Raw genomic sequence first — 17,143 nt, 5'->3', positions numbered from 1 at the left:
AAAAAAACAGCAAATATAGTGAAGACTGTCTTGAGTATGGTCGTTCCTTGCCAATAAATGAGTCTAGCTATCGGTTGCCCAATACCGGTTGCGTGATGTTATGTTTGCTCACCCAAGTTTGGTGGCAGGAATTAATCGTTGATTTTGAGTCTCCTGGCAAGACGTTAGGGGCATGTTGACAAATAGTCAACATGCCTTGGCAAAACTGTAGCTATCCTTGTCTAGACAGGCGCGGGAGCAGGGGGCGGATCTTTGGATAACTCACTGGGTACCCAGCCTACGATTAAGGTGCCTTGATATAAAAATTCGCAGAGAGTAACTGCTTTACAAACGTTAGAGGTCAATTCGTCGCAATCACCTTCTTGAAAGAGTAGAGCAATCGCTAAGCCAGTATGCGCACCAGCCAGCAGAAGTTGAATGGTGTGGATTAGTTTTTCACTGACATGCGTATCATGGCGAAACAAGGCATAACCAGAGGTTAAAAATTGAGCAAATTTAGTCGGAATGACCGCTGTACTATTTAAAGACTCCAACCCTTGGCCAGCGATTTGAGTCACTGCATTCGTACGCTGTGCATTGCGGTGCCCAGCGGTAGAGGTATAGGGAGCGCGCATAGCGACCCAATTTCGGAGGTTGTCAAAAAAACCGGGCATATATTTTCCTTAATCTAATCAAAAGTTGGTCCATTTTTTATCAGCATAAGTCGTATTAGCTGAGGGGGAAATTGTAACAAAATTGTTAAGTATTGTAAAAATCATTAGACAGGAGAAGACGGATTGAAATGGTTAGCTTAACGATGGCATAATGAACTATTTTTAAACAGACTATTATGGCTTCTAATCCTGGCAAAAATAATTGGTTGGTATTAGCTCACGTTGTTATTATTTGTTTAAGTAATACCTTGGTTCAGTATCCTTTTGTACTCTGGGGATTCCGGACGACCTGGGGGGCCTTTAGTTACCCTTTGATTTTTATTCTTACTGATTTAACCACACGATTATTAGGGCCAGAGAGCGCGAGAAAGACAATTTTTGCGGCCATGATACCGGGACTTCTATCTTCCTATTTGATTTCGAATTGGTATGCACATGGTGTTTTATTAGCCTACAATAATTTGGTTTTGCGTATCGCGTTCGCCAGTTTTTGCGCCTATGTGGCAGGCCAGCTGCTGGATATCAAAGTTTTTCAGCGCTTGCGCCAGCAGGCAAAATGGTGGGTTGCACCTGCAGTATCGACTATTTTCGGTAATCTGTTTGATACCTATTGTTTCTTCTTTATTGCTTTTTATCAGAGTGGCAATGTCTTTTTAAGTACCCATTGGCTTGAAATTGCTACGGTTGATTTGATTTTTAAATTGCTAATCAGTCTAATTTCGTTTGTGCCGTTGTATGGTTTGATTCTGAAATTAATTTTACGTAGCAAGTCAAAGGCTATGGTTAACGCGCCTGGTTAATAAAGAGACATGCACATTAGGCGTGGAGAGCGTTACATGAAATTAAGGTTTTTTGGTGGTGATAGTTTGCCTCTGGATGAGGGCTTATGTGTCTATATACTCAGCTTTTTAAAACCCAAAGAAAGGCAAAACTTAACCTTGGTGAGCAAAGAGTGGCGATCAGTGATCAAAACCACAGAGCATACTCTGGCCTTGTTACCTACCATGCAGCGTATTCCGCAACTGTGTGACCATCGTTTACCGAGAATAATAAGCAAACCTCTCTCTGGAGGGATGACCAATGGTACCTCCCTGGTAGAGCTCGATGTAGTCAATCGTAAAGCCAAAGTAGAGACCTATAAATGGGCTTTACGCATTGCTGGCAAAGGCTCTTCTGCTTTTATCAAACGCCAGGATGAAGCCCATAATGCCAAGCAGGCAACTGATTTATGCCTGAATGTTGATATTGATTTTTTTGATGAAGAAGGCGGTTTGCAATTAACCCGTTATCTTGAAAATAGTCAGCCATTGAATAACAAACTGTTGGCAAATCCACAAGTCATTCAAGCAATTGGCTTGACTTTAAAACGATTACACCAATCAGATGCTTTTCAGAATACCATTGATGTATTTTCTCGTAATACCGAGTTATTAAAAAAATTAATCGCCGGTGGTCAGGTTGTTTTACCTATGGATATTGATGCTATTGGCGGGATAATGGTCAAGATAGAGTCTTTATTCAGACAATATCGCATCAAGATGGTTCCCTGCCACAATGATCCGACACCCAGTAATTTTCTATGGGTAGAAAATGCAGAGATTCCATCGTTCTCCGGTTTACAGGCGGGTTTGAAATTAATTGACTGGGAGTATTCCGGCAATAATGATGGCCTTATGGATGTGGTTTATTTTGTATCCAATGCCAAATATGATGAAAAACAGGAAACATTATTACTTGCCGCCTATTTTGCTGACCTGAATGATGCAATCCTGGCTTGGTGCGCAATGTATAAGCCAGTGGTAGAGTGGTGGATTACGCTTTGGTCATGGACACAAATAGCGAATAAGACGGATGTCTGTGAGCTCAAAGCGTATCAGGATTTGGCTCAATCCTGTTACGAGAAAACCAAAGTTTTTTTAGCTTCCGAAGACTTTGCATGGGCTATAAAGTTTATCGAAGCAGATACTTTAGATTCATCGTTTAATAGCAATCGCCCTTTTTAGAAGGATAATCATGTCAAGGAAGGACAATTATTTTGAGCATGACGCTGATGTAGGCATTATAGGCTATGGGACTTCAATGGAAGCTTGTTTTGCTGATGCTGCAAAAGCCATGTTTGCTTTAATGGCTGATTTATCCGCTGTACATCCAAGCCATGAAATCAATGTTGAATTTACAGAAGAAGACATTGAATTGGCTTTTGTGACCTGGCTCAATTTGCTCATTGGCCAAGCACAGGCTAATAATTTAATATTGGCAGAATTTGAACTCAAGAAAACCGGCTTTTTCTGGCAAGGTAAAGCGCGAGGAGAAAGTTGGCATGCAGGGATTGAGCGCGGCATTGAAGTGAAAGGCGCTACCTTGACCCTATTATCAGTAAAACAAAAAGACGATTTGTGGCAGGCTAAATGTGTTGTTGATGTTTAAGTCTGGCCAGGTGAAGGATAACAAGTGAGATGGATATAAAGGGATTAAAGCAAATCGATGAGTACCGCTGGGTTCCCCTGGAAAAACCCGATTCAGTGATGATGTTTGGTTCCAGGGAGCTTATTGTCGCAATGGATGAAAAAGTCCGGCAACAAATCATGAATGTGGCGAGTCTGCCTGGTTTGGTAGGGGCTGCCATGACAATGCCTGACGCGCATTGGGGTTATGGTTTTCCGATCGGTGGCGTCGCTGCTTTTGATGCCGATGAGGGTGGCATTATCTCTGCAGGTGGTGTTGGTTTCGATATTTCTTGTGGTATACGCTGTTTACGCAGCAATCTTTTTATCAATGATATTCTTCCTTATATAGAGGATTTGGCTGAGCAGCTGTTTGTTTCTGTTCCTTCTGGCGTGGGTTCTCAGGGAAAGATTTCTTTATCTATTTTAGAACTCCATAACGTGATGCGTGGAGGGGCAAAGTGGGCAGTCGATCAAGGTTATGGTTTTCACGACGATTTGGATTACATTGAAGAAAAAGGAATAATGGCAGGGGCTCATCCTGAGAGTGTTTCTGAATTGGCCAAAAAACGCCAATTAAAGGAAATGGGAACTCTGGGCTTTGGTAATCACTATCTGGAAATTCAGGTGGTTAAAAAAATTTATGATGAACTTGCAGCCAAAGCCTTCGGTCTAGCTGAGAATCAAATTATTGTTGCCATCCATTGTGGATCACGAGGTTTGGGACATCAAATTGGCTCGGATTATCTGATTTCTCTTGCCAAGGCAGCTAAAGGATTGGGGATTAAGTTACCCGATCGAGAACTGGCTTGTGCCCCTATCTTATCGGCGGAAGGTCAACGATATCTTGGTGCCATGGTTTGTGGTGTGAATTGTGCGCTTGCTAACCGCCAAATTATTACCCATTTAACGCGCGATGCCTTTAGCAATATTTTGGCAGATGCTCGCCTTGAAACCTTGTTTGATGTGTCACATAACACGTGTAAACGGGAAACCCATTTGGTTAAAGGGAGAAAAAAAGAAATTTACATCCACCGTAAAGGAGCAACCAGGGCATTTGGACCAAGACACCCCTCTTTACCCAAACGTTATAATGAGGTGGGGCAGCCGGTTTGTATCGGCGGCAGTATGGGAACAGGTTCTTACATCTTGGCCGGTAATGCCGAGGATTTAAATCATGCTTTTGCTTCCGCTTGCCACGGTGCCGGGCGCCAGATGAGCCGCAGGCAAGCACTGAAACAATGGCAGGGAAAAGCGTTAATTCATGAACTGGCACGACAAAGTATTTATATCCGGAGTCATTCGATGCGTGGGGTTGCTGAAGAAGCACCAGGTGCTTATAAGGATGTTGATAAAGTCGTTGAAGCAACAGAATTTGCCGGTTTGGCCAGGAGAGTCGCTTTTTTAAAGCCATTGGCCTGCGTAAAAGGATAAAAAATTAATGAAATCACCCCTTAAGAGGGTAGTTTGAAGTGCTTTCGAACCGGCAGCTTGCACGTCAGATAGGAGGATTCCAGCACCGTAGCGTCTCGACGAAACAATTCTCCATGGCAGTAGGGATTTCAAAAGAAATCTATTAATTAGTGGTGGGAATAGAAGAGGGTGGAATCGCTCCATCCTTTTTTGATTTTACATCAGAGGCCGGTGTGGTGGTTTCATGGTGCCCATGTTCATGATTGAAAAATGATGCTCCTCCACTGACGTGCAATTTGGAAGGCTCTTCATTATTATCACTTCTCGAGACTGTAACAGTAGTTAGTGTTGAATCTACAGTGTGAGTTAAAACCTGAGTTAAGCCAGTACTGATTTCATGATGAGGGCTCATGTCAAGATCGTTGCCAGCCTCAACTTCTGCTTTTTCCTCATGGGTTTCTTCTAAGGTTTTTAAACCAGTTTGCAAGCGGTCACGCATAGTCGATTCATTGTATTTAAGAATAGCAGTCTTAACAGCATAGACAGTCACAATGGCGGCCACTGCGGCAAGTGTTACAAAAATCCCCCCTGGTACAAAACACCAGGCAGCCATAATACCTACCAGGACAACAGCAGCTACAAGGTTAACGATTGCTGCGTTTCGGTGTTTTATATAATTCGATTCACGGCGCAAAAGTTCTTGTTCGGCTTGTAAATCATTGCCGACAATAGGAGGGCTGTTTTTGTATTCAAGATAATTTTGTGCTGCAGCAAACATTTCTTTAAACACATCTACAGCAGAAGCAGCTACGAATAAACTGGCTACAATCGGTGACATAACCGTTGCAGAAGCTATCCAAATCGCGTAGGCAGCGATGTTAATTGCTGTATTAGTGAATAGGAACGCATTATCACGGATGCGGTTAAAGAGGGATCGTTTCTTATCAAAATGATTTTGATACATTGCGTAGACGGCGGCAAAACCAGTATAAACTGCACCAAGAATGGGTATCCCGGTCGCTGACGCCAGGAATCCTTTTATGACGTCTATGGTGCCAGCCATGACGGGAGTCATATATAAATTGGCTAATATTGAAAGTATCAAGGCTCCGCCTACAGCAAGCTCCATTTTCCCATAGGCAGTCTTTTCATCAATCAAATCGAGAATATCTCCGGCCTGGAGCATATTTTTTTCTTTTTTTAATTCAGCAAAGAAATCGTAAACGGTCAAACTTGATTTTAAATACCTGTCCCAGTGACTTTGCGGTATATTCAGGTTTGTTAGCAGTGCCTTTAGTTTTTTGATGATTTCCTTATATTCAGGGGAACTATCTTCCTCTGAATCTGAAATGGTGATGGTATGAAAATCCGTATTTAGCTTTACAAGCTTGTTATCGTAAAATTTCATACGTGCTTTTAAGTCTTTAAAAGTTGATCCACCCTTAATATAAGCATTAAATCCATCCAGTGTTTTGCTTAATGTTGCTATGGTCACTTTCAAGAACTCAAAAATCATGGGATAGTTTTAGTTTAGATTAATAAACTTAAAAAAATATTAATTGCAGTAGGGCTGGAATTTTGCTTATAGCCTTAAGGATGGATAAAGAGGAAGAGGGTTATTTTTTAATCGGTGAGATAGTTATTATAAAGCTTAATGTAGGTACCATCTTTTTCTATTTTTAGTAATTGTTGATTGATTGATTTAATTAAATCAGCGTTTTGTGGCAATGCCATGATGGCAAAACCGCTCCCTACAGGCATCGGGTCGCCCACATTGACCAGCACTCCATCACTGGTTTGTCGCCAATATTTCATTGAGATACTATCTGAAAATATGGCATCAGTATCCCCTTGATTTAGGCTGGCAATTAAAGCAACAGGTCCCTCATACAAAGCGATTTGGAATTCTAAACCATAATGATTGACCAGGAAATCTTCATAATCAGAGCCTCTTACCGCCCCTATTTTTTTTCCTTTTAAATCACTGATCGATTTCAAGCCGCTGCTCTTTAAAGCTATAAATTGCCCATGGCTTTCCATATAAGGTAAGCTGAAAATATAAGTAGCTTTCCTGGCTTGGGATATAGTGATTCCACCGATAGCCAGATCAAGTTTTCCTTCATTCAACGCGATATATAAATTATCGAATTCCATGGAATGGAATTCGCAATCTTCCTTTATTTTCTGGCAGAGAAGTTTCATCAAATCAATATCGAATCCTTCTTCCTGATTGAACACAAAAGGGGGTCTATAAACAGGATTCCCGACTTTAATTGTTGCGTAAACAACAGCAATTTGCATTAAATAGCTCAACGCAATAATTGATAGCATTTTCTTTATTTTATTCATTTCCCTATAGAACCTATCAATTTAGTCCGAATAGCTGTTTATCCTGTAAGCTATTGCTTCTTTTGCAGGATCTCACCTGCTAAGTTTAGTACAATTTTGTATAAAGGAGGCTACACTAAAATTATCGAATTATTTTGCTTTAGGGATTATAGATAATTCATGTTTTCAATAAAACAATATAATGATCCACAGCAAGCGGTCGAGCGCGTGGGCGAAATTTATGAAAACCAGACCGCGTTACTCCGCGAGGCATTCAAGCGTTTTGTTAACGGCGAGGACCTCACTAAACGAGTTAGGGCTTATTACCCTTTTGTGCGTATTAAGACAACAGTACGTACGAATGTCGACGCGCGTCATTCCTTTGGTTTTGTCACAGGACCAGGTTGCTATCAAACTACCTTGACGAGGCCTTTGCTATATAAAGAATATTTACTTAACCAATTTAGAGCATTAGTTGCTCATCATGATGTGCCTTTGTCAGTTGGACTCAGTGAGGTAGCAATTCCAGTACATTTTGCCTTCCCTGAGGGATTGGATGTTGGGCGGGATTTAATCGAACCAGATAGGATAGAACAGTTACCCGATATATTTGACGTACCCGATCTGACTACAATAGATGATCGTATCGTTAACGGAACTTACGAAAAAGTTGATGGTATGGACCCCCTCGCCCTTTTTTCCGCCCTTCGCATTGACTATTCCCTCCATCGCTTGAAGCATTATACGGCGACTTCACCGGAATTTTTTCAGTCTTATATCTTGTTCACCAATTATGCGTTTTATGTTGATGAATTTATCCGGATTGGGCGAGAGTTAATGCAGGCAACACCTGATCCCGATCTGCGTGCCTATCGACAACAATACACGGCTTTTGTTGAGCCTGGTAATGTGATGACCTGGAATACTAATTTGCCTGACTCACTGATTGATCGTGTGCAAAATGGCATTGCACCACTACGCCAGCCACAAATGCCTGCCTATCATTTATTGCGAGCAGATGGATCTGGTATTACCTTGATTAATATTGGTGTGGGTCCTTCCAATGCAAAAACAATTACTGATCATGTCGCTGTTCTGCGTCCGCATGTCTGGCTGATGCTAGGTCACTGTGCTGGTTTGTCGGCTGTACAACGAATTGGTGATTATGTTTTGGCGCATGCCTATGTTCGTGATGATCATGTTTTGGATGAGGAGCTGCCCTTGTGGGTGCCGATTCCTTCTTTGGCTGAGGTACAGTTGGCATTGCAGGATGCCGTTACTGATTGTACCCAACTCAATGGCTATGAATTGAAGCGTATCATGCGTACTGGCACAGTTGCCTCAGTCAATGACCGTAATTGGGAGTTGCGTAATCATCGTATTCCTTTGTTGCATTTGAATCAGAGTCGGGCAATTGCCTTGGATATGGAAAGTGCGACAGTAGCAACCAATGGTTTTCGTTATCGCGTTCCCTATGGGACTTTATTGTGTGTATCGGATAAGCCTTTGCATGGGGAAATCAAATTAATTGGTATAACCCGCCATTTTTATGAAAAGACTGTCAATCAACATTTAAAAATTGGTATTAGAGCATTGGAATTAATGCGTGAACGAGGTGGAGAACAATTGCATAGTCGTAAGTTGCGTAGTTTCTGGGACCCAGCCTTTCGCTAAATCCCAGAAAAATTGGATTCATGACTTTGCTTGAATCGTTGCACTATTTTTGCAATGATGATAAGAAGTTACAGCGAGACTGTAATGAAATTACACCAAGGTCTCATAATAGGGAGATTGTTATGACTAACTGCAGGTTAAGTCCAATGGCTTTAGGATTGGCTTTGGGGATTTTGTGGGGCATATCTATTTTTCTGATGGGTATCATCGCCTATTATTCTAGTTATGGCCAGCCTTTTGTAGCTGCGATGGGCTCTTTGTATGTAGGTTATCAACCCTCGGTGTTGGGCAGTGTGATTGGCGGCATAATCGGTTTTATAGATGCTTTCATTGGTGGTGTTATTCTAGCCTGGCTCTACAATTTATTTGCTCATTGCTGCTGTAAAAAAAGCGAAGCATGCGCTGTAGAAGAAACAACAGTAGTTAAGGCTGCGCCTAAGCCAAGGGCCAAGAAAACTACATCCTAATCTTTATTTTTTATTATATTTTAACAATCATAAGCCAGCTAAGCACTTTTTAGAAAGTTAGCAAAGCTGGTTTTTCTCAATCTATTTCCAGGGTTGTCAGCGTTGGTGCGGGGAAATAGTTGCTATCCTGGTGAGTATTGGCAGGAGCAATGCCTAATTTTATCGCCTCTTCCAAATCAGCTGGATACTGACTGATAACGTGAATACTTTCTCTATTGCTGACAGGTAACTGCTCTTCAACCAGATATCGTAGTAAAGACATGGTGGAATTAGAATTTGTTGCCGCGCGGTTTTGAGAGTCTGTTTTAAAAAGCTGATAGCGATAGGATAAACAAAGAAAGATATTGGGTGCTATCTCAATAGGCCGTTTATCATCTACCACATCAAGATCGATTGGATAAAAATGAATTTCGGGATTCTTGCTTTGTAAGAGTTGAATTATTTTGTTTACATTTAATTCATTGGTATTGGATATTAAATAGACTGGTTCTTCCGCAGCTCGTTCGGCGAGGGTAGCAAAGCGGGCTACTCTATCATCCTCCAAGCCAATGATTGCATTCCACGCATTTTCTAGCAGAGCCAAATTGGCTTCTTTATAGGAGCAGCCAGCAATTTTTACTGAATCACTCATGTTACAGACAAAATCATCATCATCAAGAAAATCAAAAATGGTTAGCAAATTAGCTAAGAATTGTCGGCTCGTAATTTTGCCAAGTTTATAGGGTTCGATTAATGCTTTGTACTGAGTATGATATTGGTACATAACCCACGCAAAATTGGTTCCTGACTGAAAAAAACTCGGACAACAGGTTAAACAGCCTGTAGAGTAATTATTGCAAAGCTGGGCAAAAGCTCGCACGCTTGTGGAGATGGGATACAAAGAATGAATGGAAGATAAATTTACAATAAGAGTCATCGGCAGGCAAATAAAGGGTTAAAGCCAGAAATTATAAAGGAATAAAGCTCATTGGGATAGAAACCAAAGAGCTGTAACTGTGAATGGCGCAAGAGGCTTAACAAGGATTGCTGCTATATGTTTGGCTTTGCTTTTCTGCTTCCGTCGTTGTTTCTACAATCTTGTGCTTGGCACGCCTGGCAATCTCAAGTTGTAATTCAGTGAAAAAAGCAGATTGATAAGGTTGAACAGGTGATTCTGGCTGAGAGACTTCTTTGACTGCTGGCCATGAATCCAATTCTGTTTTTATCTGAAACTGGCTATTAACCAAAGAATCTAATGATTTGACTTTTTGATAAGCAAGAAAAAAAGCCTCGCAGCAAGCAGCGAATCTTGGATTAGTCCTGATTAAAAACACAAATGAAGCTGATAAATAAGAAATCACTTTTGCATCAGTAAGCGTCGCTTGATTGCTAGTGATCCTTTCAAGCAATTCAGCTAAGGTTGAGTAAATTTCAGTATGATTTTTGTCGCTGGTTTCTTGTTGATAGCCGCTGACTAATTTATTGAGTAAACTGAGGCATTCATTACTTACAGACATTCCTTTCTCCGTCGATAATGATGATTTTATTAGATAGTATTCAAGATAGAAATGCAAGGGCGCTTTTGTGTAGTCTATTGGATCAATAAGGAAGAAAATTTATGTCAGGTGAAAAAGGCGAACACAAGCAAGATAGTCAGATTTTCCCAGCGTTTTTATATGGTACTGCCTGGAAGGAAGAGGCAACCGAAAATTTGGTTATTACCGCTCTTAAGACAGGATTTACTGGTATTGATACAGCTAATCAGCGCAAACATTATTATGAAGAAGGCGTTGGTAAAGCGATTCAAGTATTTTTAGCGGGCAGTGAAAAAACGCGTCAGGATTTATTTCTGCAGACAAAATTTACATTTGCCGATGGCCAGGATCACCGCAAACCATATAACGAAATGGACTCTTATGAGTTACAGGTTCAGCAATCTTTTCGCAGTTCACTGGAGCATTTACAAACCGATTATATTGATTCTTATATTCTTCATGGGCCTTTATTGTCCGATAGTCTAAGTACTGGGGATTGGGAAGTTTGGCATGCTATGGAAGCATTGTGGCGGGCCAAAAAAATCAAATTCCTGGGAATTTCAAATGTGACTCTTAAGCAATTAGAAGAATTTTATACTTACTCGACAGTAAAACCCACTTTTGTCCAGAACCGGTGTTTTGCGGTAAAACAATGGGATAAGGGAATCAGGGCTTTTTGTAGAGAGCACGGACTCATTTATCAAGGTTTTTCTTTACTGACTGCCAATTATCAGTATTTTTCACAGCCTTGGTTGCGTTCCATAGCCCAGAAATATCAAAAAAATATGGCTCAGCTCATTTTTCGTTTCGCACTCCAAATGAAAATGTTGCCTTTGACAGGAACAACTGATCAGCAACATATGCGTGAGGATTTAGCGATTGGTGATTTCACCCTGAGTGTTGATGAATTGGAGCAAATTGAGAATGTAGCCTTGCTTTGACTAAGGACAACAGGTAGGTAAATCATTGGGTGTATTTATTGACAATAAGATCTAAATTTGATCGAAAAGTCGCTTAATTCTGGACAACAGAGCTCTTTTTGTAACACTATTGCGCTGCATAAAATTACAGCAGAGTTTAAACTGTATTAGCAGAATAAGAGTGAGATTATGAAAAAGATAAAAAAACTAGTGAAGAGCTTTCTTGTTGTTGCCCTAGCAATAAGTATTTTGCCTCAGGCTTATGCGGTAGCAAAGACGAATTATGCTGCTATCGATGCAGAGAACCAGAAAAAAATACTGGTGTATGTGAATCAATACCGTCAAAAACGTGGTTTGCCTCCTCTTAAAATGAATAAGCTTATTTCGCAAGAAGCAGAACGTCATAGCCGTGATATGGCAACTCACCGTGTCCCCTTTGGCCATCAGTATTTCAGTAAGCGTATTAAGCGCATTTTTGACAATATTCAACAATGTCATGGTGGTGCAGAAAATGTTGCTTATAATTACAGAGATGCAAAAATAGTTGTTGAACAATGGTTAACCAGCCCAGGGCATCGTCGCAACATTGAAGGACGTTATAATTTGACAGGCATAGGCTTGGCCCGCGACAGTAAAGGTAAACTCTATTTCACTCAAATTTTTGTACGTACCGATAATGCAGCCCATCTAGGTTAGTTAGAAAAATCATTATTGTTAGCAGATGTTGTTACAACATCTGCTGTTGTCTATCGATGGATTAAATCGGTATTCTAAGATGAAGGGGTTCCGCCTTAATCTTTTCTCTGACAAGTTCATAGCCGATTCTGCCATTAGCGATATAAATTAAGGACCAGGCGCTAACCATCGACGCATCACCAAATACACAAATATCACTTTGGCCTAATTCATTAGCAAAGCCGCCAGAGATAACTGTAAATGGAATACTTGAGCCGCCTATATTGTTACAAAAATTTAAAGAAGGATTATTGTACTTACCTTTAAACAAAGGTGAATCAAAAGAAATAGCAGGCAGCTTTTTAATTAGGTAGCAGCGATATTGGGTTTGGCCGAGGCAAATGATTCTAAACCAACCACAACAAAGCCCTTATCTATGTTAAAGGTACAGAACTGTCTACTGCTACCGTGCACCTGCCCAAAAGGCCCATCAAATTGTGCAGGCATCTCTTCTACTTGCCCCCCTGATTCAAGACAATAATCTGCGTAAGCTTGAGTGTCGTTTTCACTTGCAAAACAAGAGATAGCAACAAAAAACAGAGCTGAGGTGGGCAACAGTTTCATAAAAAACTCCTAAACGCCGAAAGGTAAGCCATGCCTTCAGTTTGAACCTAACTCTTTTCGGGACAAATAAATGAGGAAGCGATCAAGCATTTTGACACTGAGTAGCCGTTTGAGCCATACAAAAAGATGGGCAGGAAACGTGACACGGTATTTGGCGCGCGGATTTTTTGCTTCAATGGCGTGAACCAGTTTCTTAATAACAGCATCAGTACCCAGGGTGAAGGGAGAATCGGTTTTTTGCTGGCGGTAATTACCAAGCATCTGCTGATATTGAGCTCGAAAGTAACTATGCTCCTTATCAATTTTTTGCAGAGAATTATCAATGCTGCTATCCCTGAATCGGCTTTCGATTGGGCCAGGTTCTACAGTGATTACCCGAATGCCGGACGATTGAAGTTCAAGACGCAGCGTATCACTTAAACCTTCTACGGCATATTTCGATGCATTGTAAGCACCACGAAAAGGCAAACTGATAACCCCCAGAATGGAACTGATATTGATAATGCGTCCCTGGCCTTGCTTACGCATGAGGGGGATAGCCAGGCGAGTAAGATCTAACAGGCCAAAAACGTTGGTTTCAAATTGACTACGCAAGGCTGCCCGCGGGATATCTTCCAAAGCGCCTGCTTGGCCATAACCTGCATTATTGATAAGCACATCCAGGCGCCCGCCAGTTTTTGCCAGGACTTCTGCGAATGCCGCTTCAATGGAAGTGGTGTCATCCATATCCATACGAACGGCTTCAAGTCCAAGCGCTGTAAGTTTTTGGACATCGTCCTCTTTGCGGCAGGAGGCAATAACACGGTGCCCTCGCTTGGCTAGGGCAAGTGCAGCATCATGGCCAATGCCAGTGGAACAACCAGTTATCAGGATAGTTTTTTGTTGCATGAGATTTTAGATTCACTATTCAGGTGAGATTGAGATTTTATCTTATAAAAAACTGGCTTTCATGACAAACAGAACGGCGTATTTCGATCAGGTAGTCATTGCAGTTTGGTACAAGGCATGTTTTGATTTGAGACAACATTTCTCTCTAGAGCTGGGTATTTAATAGGATGAAAAATATATTGATTACTGGTGCTAACCGGGGCCTGGGATTGGAATTTGTCAGGCAATTAAGTGAGCTGGACAGCTATATTTTTGCTGCTTGCCGACTGCCAGAACAAGCCGATGAATTACAACACTTGGCAGTAGAAAGAAAAAATATCGTTGTTTGCCAATTAGACCTTGCCAAGGACGAAACGATTTTGGCCTTGGCTAAAAAATTAAGTAATCAACCTCTCGATTGGCTTATTAATAATGCCGGTATTAGTGGTGCTCAAGGAGTGACTGTTGGCAATATAGACCGTGATAATTTTTTACAGGTAATGGCGATCAATTGTTTTGGTGCATTGAAAGTTGCGGATGCCTTGTTACCACAATTAGGTAAGGGGAAGGAGAAATTAATCATTAACATTAGTTCGCGTATGGGGAGTATCAGTGATAACCAGCGAGGACGTAGTTATGCCTATCGCACAAGCAAGGCTGCATTGAATTGTGCTATGCGTGCCTTCGCTTTGGATGTGGCTAATGAAGGTATTCATGTGATGCTATTGCATCCTGGTTGGGTAAAAACCCGTTTAGGAGGCCCAGATGCACCAATCGATGCACAAACCAGCGTCGCCAGTATGTTAAAAGTCATTGCAAAACATAAGCAACATAGCCATGCTGAAGTACTACTAAGCTATGATGGTAGTATAATCGATTGGTAAAGCATTCAAGGTTATCGTGTATTGATTATGTCAAAAAATTATTTTGATTCCCCTTTTAAGGGTGTGCCGTTGGCACAACAAGTGACTAATCCCAATATTAGTGTGGGCCCTTATAGCTACTATTCTGGTTATTACCATGGACATAGCTTTGATGATTGTGCCCGTTATCTCATGCCTGACTGTGAAGAGGTAGACAAGCTTATTATCGGGAGCTTCTGCTCGATTGGAAGTGGCGTTGCATTTATGATGGCCGGTAATCAGGGACATCGCACAGACTGGATTAGTACCTTTCCATTTTTTTACCTTGATGAAAGTGAATTGGGCGGCGCAATAGATGGCTACCAGGCAGCAGGGAATACTGTTATTGGAAGTGATGTTTGGATTGGTACCGAAGCATTGATTATGCCCGGCATTCAGATTGGTCATGGGGCGATTATTGCCAGCCGCGCTGTAGTCACTAAAAATGTTGAACCCTACGCTATTGTTGGAGGTAATCCGGCAAAACTTATTCGAAAGCGTTTTAGTGATCAAACTATTGATATTTTATTGGCCATGGCATGGTGGGATTGGCCTTTAGAGCGATTGACCCCCGCGATGCCTCTATTATGCTCTGGTAATATCCAAGCCTTACATGACTACTGGTTATCCTGGCATACCTCTGGCTGAACGAGTTTGTTGCTAAACTTTCATAACATGTCCCTGTTAAGGGATCAGGCTTGGCTTCGGGGGGAGATAATGCATTCGATCAGCGAATGGTGGATGTGGTTGGGATTTTTTCTCTTAGTGAGCCTGGTATTAGCCCTTGATATTTTTTTATTAGGCAGGAAGAAAGCACACCGTATCTCAATTAAAGAGGCACTTACCTGGAGTTCAATCTGGATATCCCTGGCCTTGTTATTTAATTTGTTTCTCTGGTGGTATTTAATTCATACAGCAGGTGTCGTTATCGCTCATCAAAAAGCGATGGAATTTTTAACTGGTTATTTAATTGAAGAGTCACTTTCAATTGATAACATGTTTATTTTTATCATGATTTTCAATTACTTTGCAGTTCCTCACGAATACCAGCGCCGGGTTTTATTATATGGAGTCATGGGCGCAATTATCATGCGTTTGGGTATCATTTTGTTGGGTGTTTTTCTGGTAGAACAATTCCATTGGATTCTATATCTCTTTGGTCTGATTTTGATAGCAACCGGTATTAAAATGTTTATCTTTTCTGAACAAAAATTTGATTTTACGGAAAATTGGGTTTTACGTTGGATGAGAACTTATCTGCGAGTCAGTCCTTCCTTTCATGAGGAAAAATTCTTTATAAGACAAGGTAATTTGCTTTACGCAACCCCTTTGTTTTTAGCGTTGGTATTGATTGAGGTTAGTGATTTAATTTTTGCTTTAGACAGTCTTCCCGCCATTTTTGCCATTACAAACGATCCGTTCATTGTCTTTACATCGAACATTTTTGCCATTATGGGCTTACGTGCTCTTTATTTTTTATTGGCTAATATAGCCGAACGCTTTCATTTACTTAAATATGGCATTGCACTGATTCTGGTATTTATTGGATTTAAAATGTTGTTGAGTTATTGGTTCAAGATGCCTATCTATATTGCCCTTGGGGTAGTCGTTATTACTTTGGCGGGTAGTATTGTGCTTAGTTTACAGCAGACCGCCAAAAGGAAAGAGGGGAAATAAAACAATCAGATCATTATTTATCTATTGGGTGGCATATAATAGACATTAATAGGATTAATAGAAGAGTTATATGGCTGCAAAAAGCAATTTACCAAAGATTGTTATCCTGAGCCGCTCACCCTCTGCAAGTGGGGAGATCCTAAGTCAGGATTCTGAAGGTGGGAATTTGGCATTAGGGATGTCTGAATCCTTTGTTTATATTCCGATTATCTTAGTAGAACAAAGTTTAGTAACGCCTGATTACGAACTTTATCTTTTTAAAGATCATGAAAATCTTAGCGAAAAAATTGACGAAATAATAAAAGCTGGTCGTGATGCAATTATCCTGCTGGGAAGTGGAAAAGGGAGGGTTGCCTATTTTATTGAGGATAAAGGCTTGGTTTCTGCCACGCCTAGTCAAATAAGATACGGCTTTGATGTAGAGAAACTAAATCTTCTCCAACTTGATGATAATCAAAAAGTGGATCGAGCGAACAATGACTGGGTTACAGTGAGGGGAGTAATTAGACAACTTCGATTACAGAGTGGTCGCGGTAATGAGGTTGAAGTGAATGGAACTCGAACAGGCCACCATGTATTTTCCCAGAGTTTCGGTCCTTGTAATCCAGTGTTGGCGAGACGTAAAAAAGATAATCAATTTGTTCTTCATCATGCCGATAGTTCATCTGTTGATGACACGGGTGGTATTGGTGCATTTTTACAAAGTGTAAAACTCGGCGAAGGAGCACAGGGTGTTTTTGTGGTGCAAAATCCTAAAGTAAAAAGAAATGTTGTTAAAGCACCCTTGATAGCTGGGGGTATTGCTGTGCAATTGCAGGATCAGAATGTAAAACGCATCAATTTACCTGAAGGTTTCACTGCTATAGCCTGCATCAATGGAAATACGGTGATTTTGGCTAGGTTCAATCACCATTTAATTATGCCCAAATAGCAATGGCAGCGAGAGCAATGGACGAGATAAAAATGGAGTCACAACGGTCATATC

At 41.0% G+C, this 17,143-nt stretch carries 20 protein-coding genes; 12 read left to right on the top strand and 8 right to left on the bottom strand.

Annotated elements, in window-relative coordinates; genetic code table 11:
* Positions 1–221: 221 nt before the first annotated feature.
* A complete protein-coding gene (locus Lfee_RS09950; RefSeq protein WP_058446372.1) occupies positions 222–653 on the bottom strand; it encodes a hypothetical protein in 432 nt (143 codons plus the stop codon).
* A gap of 176 nt (positions 654–829) precedes the next feature.
* Between Lfee_RS09950 and Lfee_RS09945 the strand changes: the two genes are divergently transcribed.
* The 4 genes from Lfee_RS09945 to Lfee_RS09930 are packed head-to-tail and all read left to right on the top strand — an operon-like array spanning position 830 to position 4,531.
* Positions 830–1,453 (top strand): 7-cyano-7-deazaguanine/7-aminomethyl-7-deazaguanine transporter, encoded by a 624-nt coding sequence (locus Lfee_RS09945; protein ID WP_058446366.1) that lies wholly within the window; start codon positions 830–832, stop codon positions 1,451–1,453.
* 36 nt (positions 1,454–1,489) lie between these two features.
* Positions 1,490–2,656 carry a phosphotransferase gene (locus Lfee_RS09940; protein ID WP_058446363.1) on the top strand — a complete coding sequence of 389 codons (1,167 nt, stop codon included), beginning with the start codon at positions 1,490–1,492 and terminating at the stop codon, positions 2,654–2,656.
* A gap of 10 nt (positions 2,657–2,666) precedes the next feature.
* Positions 2,667–3,080 (top strand): archease, encoded by a 414-nt coding sequence (locus tag Lfee_RS09935; RefSeq protein ID WP_058446361.1) that lies wholly within the window; start codon positions 2,667–2,669, stop codon positions 3,078–3,080.
* A gap of 29 nt (positions 3,081–3,109) precedes the next feature.
* Positions 3,110–4,531 (top strand): RtcB family protein, encoded by a 1,422-nt coding sequence (locus tag Lfee_RS09930; RefSeq protein ID WP_058446359.1) that lies wholly within the window; start codon positions 3,110–3,112, stop codon positions 4,529–4,531.
* A 142-nt stretch (positions 4,532–4,673) separates the two neighbouring features.
* Here the strand turns inward: Lfee_RS09930 and Lfee_RS09925 are convergent, their stop codons facing one another.
* Together Lfee_RS09925 and Lfee_RS09920 are read right to left on the bottom strand one after the other, a co-directional pair.
* Positions 4,674–6,026: a hypothetical protein gene (locus tag Lfee_RS09925; protein ID WP_131753154.1), complete on the bottom strand. Its 1,353-nt coding sequence runs from the start codon at positions 6,024–6,026 to the stop codon at positions 4,674–4,676.
* 107 nt (positions 6,027–6,133) lie between these two features.
* Positions 6,134–6,859 (bottom strand): transporter substrate-binding domain-containing protein, encoded by a 726-nt coding sequence (locus tag Lfee_RS09920; RefSeq protein WP_064088261.1) that lies wholly within the window; start codon positions 6,857–6,859, stop codon positions 6,134–6,136.
* A 159-nt stretch (positions 6,860–7,018) separates the two neighbouring features.
* Here Lfee_RS09920 and Lfee_RS09915 point away from each other — a divergent pair, with 159 nt between their 5' ends.
* Both Lfee_RS09915 and Lfee_RS09910 read left to right on the top strand, forming a co-directional pair.
* Positions 7,019–8,512 (top strand): AMP nucleosidase, encoded by a 1,494-nt coding sequence (locus tag Lfee_RS09915; protein ID WP_058446353.1) that lies wholly within the window; start codon positions 7,019–7,021, stop codon positions 8,510–8,512.
* A 122-nt stretch (positions 8,513–8,634) separates the two neighbouring features.
* Positions 8,635–8,979, top strand: a complete 345-nt coding sequence (locus tag Lfee_RS09910; protein WP_058446352.1) for a bacteriophage holin — start codon at positions 8,635–8,637, stop codon at positions 8,977–8,979.
* Between the two features lie 76 nt (positions 8,980–9,055).
* On the opposite strand, the gene Lfee_RS09905 is transcribed toward Lfee_RS09910, so the two are convergent.
* Both Lfee_RS09905 and Lfee_RS09900 read right to left on the bottom strand, forming a co-directional pair.
* Positions 9,056–9,742, bottom strand: a complete 687-nt coding sequence (locus Lfee_RS09905; protein WP_058446350.1) for a hypothetical protein — start codon at positions 9,740–9,742, stop codon at positions 9,056–9,058.
* A gap of 250 nt (positions 9,743–9,992) precedes the next feature.
* Positions 9,993–10,475, bottom strand: coding sequence for a hypothetical protein (locus Lfee_RS09900; RefSeq protein WP_058446348.1), 483 nt, complete (start codon positions 10,473–10,475; stop codon positions 9,993–9,995).
* Positions 10,476–10,576: 101 nt separating this feature from the next.
* Here Lfee_RS09900 and Lfee_RS09895 point away from each other — a divergent pair, with 101 nt between their 5' ends.
* A complete protein-coding gene (locus Lfee_RS09895; RefSeq protein ID WP_058446346.1) occupies positions 10,577–11,434 on the top strand; it encodes an aldo/keto reductase family protein in 858 nt (285 codons plus the stop codon).
* A 168-nt stretch (positions 11,435–11,602) separates the two neighbouring features.
* Positions 11,603–12,109, top strand: coding sequence for a CAP domain-containing protein (locus tag Lfee_RS09890; RefSeq protein WP_238584914.1), 507 nt, complete (start codon positions 11,603–11,605; stop codon positions 12,107–12,109).
* Between the two features lie 61 nt (positions 12,110–12,170).
* On the opposite strand, the gene Lfee_RS09885 is transcribed toward Lfee_RS09890, so the two are convergent.
* From Lfee_RS09885 to Lfee_RS09875, 3 genes are read right to left on the bottom strand one after another with little or no spacing between them, the layout of a single operon-like run.
* Positions 12,171–12,419 carry a hypothetical protein gene (locus Lfee_RS09885; protein ID WP_058446344.1) on the bottom strand — a complete coding sequence of 83 codons (249 nt, stop codon included), beginning with the start codon at positions 12,417–12,419 and terminating at the stop codon, positions 12,171–12,173.
* Between the two features lie 35 nt (positions 12,420–12,454).
* The gene (locus tag Lfee_RS09880; protein ID WP_058446342.1) at positions 12,455–12,712 is read right to left on the bottom strand and encodes a hypothetical protein; all 258 of its coding nucleotides are present in this window, start codon (positions 12,710–12,712) and stop codon (positions 12,455–12,457) included.
* 36 nt (positions 12,713–12,748) lie between these two features.
* Positions 12,749–13,600, bottom strand: a complete 852-nt coding sequence (locus Lfee_RS09875) for an SDR family NAD(P)-dependent oxidoreductase (protein ID WP_058446340.1) — start codon at positions 13,598–13,600, stop codon at positions 12,749–12,751.
* A gap of 167 nt (positions 13,601–13,767) precedes the next feature.
* Here Lfee_RS09875 and Lfee_RS09870 point away from each other — a divergent pair, with 167 nt between their 5' ends.
* From Lfee_RS09870 to Lfee_RS09855, 4 genes are all read left to right on the top strand, one after another.
* Positions 13,768–14,463, top strand: a complete 696-nt coding sequence (locus Lfee_RS09870) for an SDR family oxidoreductase (protein WP_058446338.1) — start codon at positions 13,768–13,770, stop codon at positions 14,461–14,463.
* Positions 14,464–14,490: 27 nt separating this feature from the next.
* Positions 14,491–15,129: a type B chloramphenicol O-acetyltransferase gene (gene catB / locus Lfee_RS09865; protein ID WP_058446335.1), complete on the top strand. Its 639-nt coding sequence runs from the start codon at positions 14,491–14,493 to the stop codon at positions 15,127–15,129.
* Between the two features lie 69 nt (positions 15,130–15,198).
* The gene (locus tag Lfee_RS09860) at positions 15,199–16,158 is read left to right on the top strand and encodes a TerC family protein (RefSeq protein ID WP_058446333.1); all 960 of its coding nucleotides are present in this window, start codon (positions 15,199–15,201) and stop codon (positions 16,156–16,158) included.
* Positions 16,159–16,228: 70 nt separating this feature from the next.
* Positions 16,229–17,089 (top strand): hypothetical protein, encoded by an 861-nt coding sequence (locus tag Lfee_RS09855; RefSeq protein ID WP_058446330.1) that lies wholly within the window; start codon positions 16,229–16,231, stop codon positions 17,087–17,089.
* Positions 17,090–17,143: the final 54 nt, after the last annotated feature.

The sequence above is a fragment of the Legionella feeleii genome, from assembly GCF_001467625.1.
In the GTDB taxonomy this organism is placed as follows: Bacteria; Pseudomonadota; Gammaproteobacteria; order Legionellales; family Legionellaceae; genus Tatlockia; species Tatlockia feeleii.
This window is presented reverse-complemented; position numbering and strand designations above follow the sequence as displayed.

What these genes read in the sequence shown, in the direction of transcription:
- Lfee_RS09950 (WP_058446372.1), bottom strand. Translation starts at nt 653, where the DNA reads ATGCCCGGTTTTTTTGACAACCTCCGAAATTGGGTCGCTATGCGCGCT.
- Lfee_RS09945 (WP_058446366.1), top strand. Translation starts at nt 830, where the DNA reads ATGGCTTCTAATCCTGGCAAAAATAATTGGTTGGTATTAGCTCACGTT.
- Lfee_RS09940 (WP_058446363.1), top strand. Translation starts at nt 1,490, where the DNA reads ATGAAATTAAGGTTTTTTGGTGGTGATAGTTTGCCTCTGGATGAGGGC.
- Lfee_RS09935 (WP_058446361.1), top strand. Translation starts at nt 2,667, where the DNA reads ATGTCAAGGAAGGACAATTATTTTGAGCATGACGCTGATGTAGGCATT.
- Lfee_RS09930 (WP_058446359.1), top strand. Translation starts at nt 3,110, where the DNA reads ATGGATATAAAGGGATTAAAGCAAATCGATGAGTACCGCTGGGTTCCC.
- Lfee_RS09925 (WP_131753154.1), bottom strand. Translation starts at nt 6,026, where the DNA reads ATGATTTTTGAGTTCTTGAAAGTGACCATAGCAACATTAAGCAAAACA.
- Lfee_RS09920 (WP_064088261.1), bottom strand. Translation starts at nt 6,859, where the DNA reads ATGAATAAAATAAAGAAAATGCTATCAATTATTGCGTTGAGCTATTTA.
- Lfee_RS09915 (WP_058446353.1), top strand. Translation starts at nt 7,019, where the DNA reads ATGTTTTCAATAAAACAATATAATGATCCACAGCAAGCGGTCGAGCGC.
- Lfee_RS09910 (WP_058446352.1), top strand. Translation starts at nt 8,635, where the DNA reads ATGACTAACTGCAGGTTAAGTCCAATGGCTTTAGGATTGGCTTTGGGG.
- Lfee_RS09905 (WP_058446350.1), bottom strand. Translation starts at nt 9,742, where the DNA reads ATGTACCAATATCATACTCAGTACAAAGCATTAATCGAACCCTATAAA.
- Lfee_RS09900 (WP_058446348.1), bottom strand. Translation starts at nt 10,475, where the DNA reads ATGTCTGTAAGTAATGAATGCCTCAGTTTACTCAATAAATTAGTCAGC.
- Lfee_RS09895 (WP_058446346.1), top strand. Translation starts at nt 10,577, where the DNA reads ATGTCAGGTGAAAAAGGCGAACACAAGCAAGATAGTCAGATTTTCCCA.
- Lfee_RS09890 (WP_238584914.1), top strand. Translation starts at nt 11,603, where the DNA reads ATGAAAAAGATAAAAAAACTAGTGAAGAGCTTTCTTGTTGTTGCCCTA.
- Lfee_RS09880 (WP_058446342.1), bottom strand. Translation starts at nt 12,712, where the DNA reads ATGAAACTGTTGCCCACCTCAGCTCTGTTTTTTGTTGCTATCTCTTGT.
- Lfee_RS09875 (WP_058446340.1), bottom strand. Translation starts at nt 13,600, where the DNA reads ATGCAACAAAAAACTATCCTGATAACTGGTTGTTCCACTGGCATTGGC.
- Lfee_RS09870 (WP_058446338.1), top strand. Translation starts at nt 13,768, where the DNA reads ATGAAAAATATATTGATTACTGGTGCTAACCGGGGCCTGGGATTGGAA.
- catB (WP_058446335.1), top strand. Translation starts at nt 14,491, where the DNA reads ATGTCAAAAAATTATTTTGATTCCCCTTTTAAGGGTGTGCCGTTGGCA.
- Lfee_RS09860 (WP_058446333.1), top strand. Translation starts at nt 15,199, where the DNA reads ATGCATTCGATCAGCGAATGGTGGATGTGGTTGGGATTTTTTCTCTTA.
- Lfee_RS09855 (WP_058446330.1), top strand. Translation starts at nt 16,229, where the DNA reads ATGGCTGCAAAAAGCAATTTACCAAAGATTGTTATCCTGAGCCGCTCA.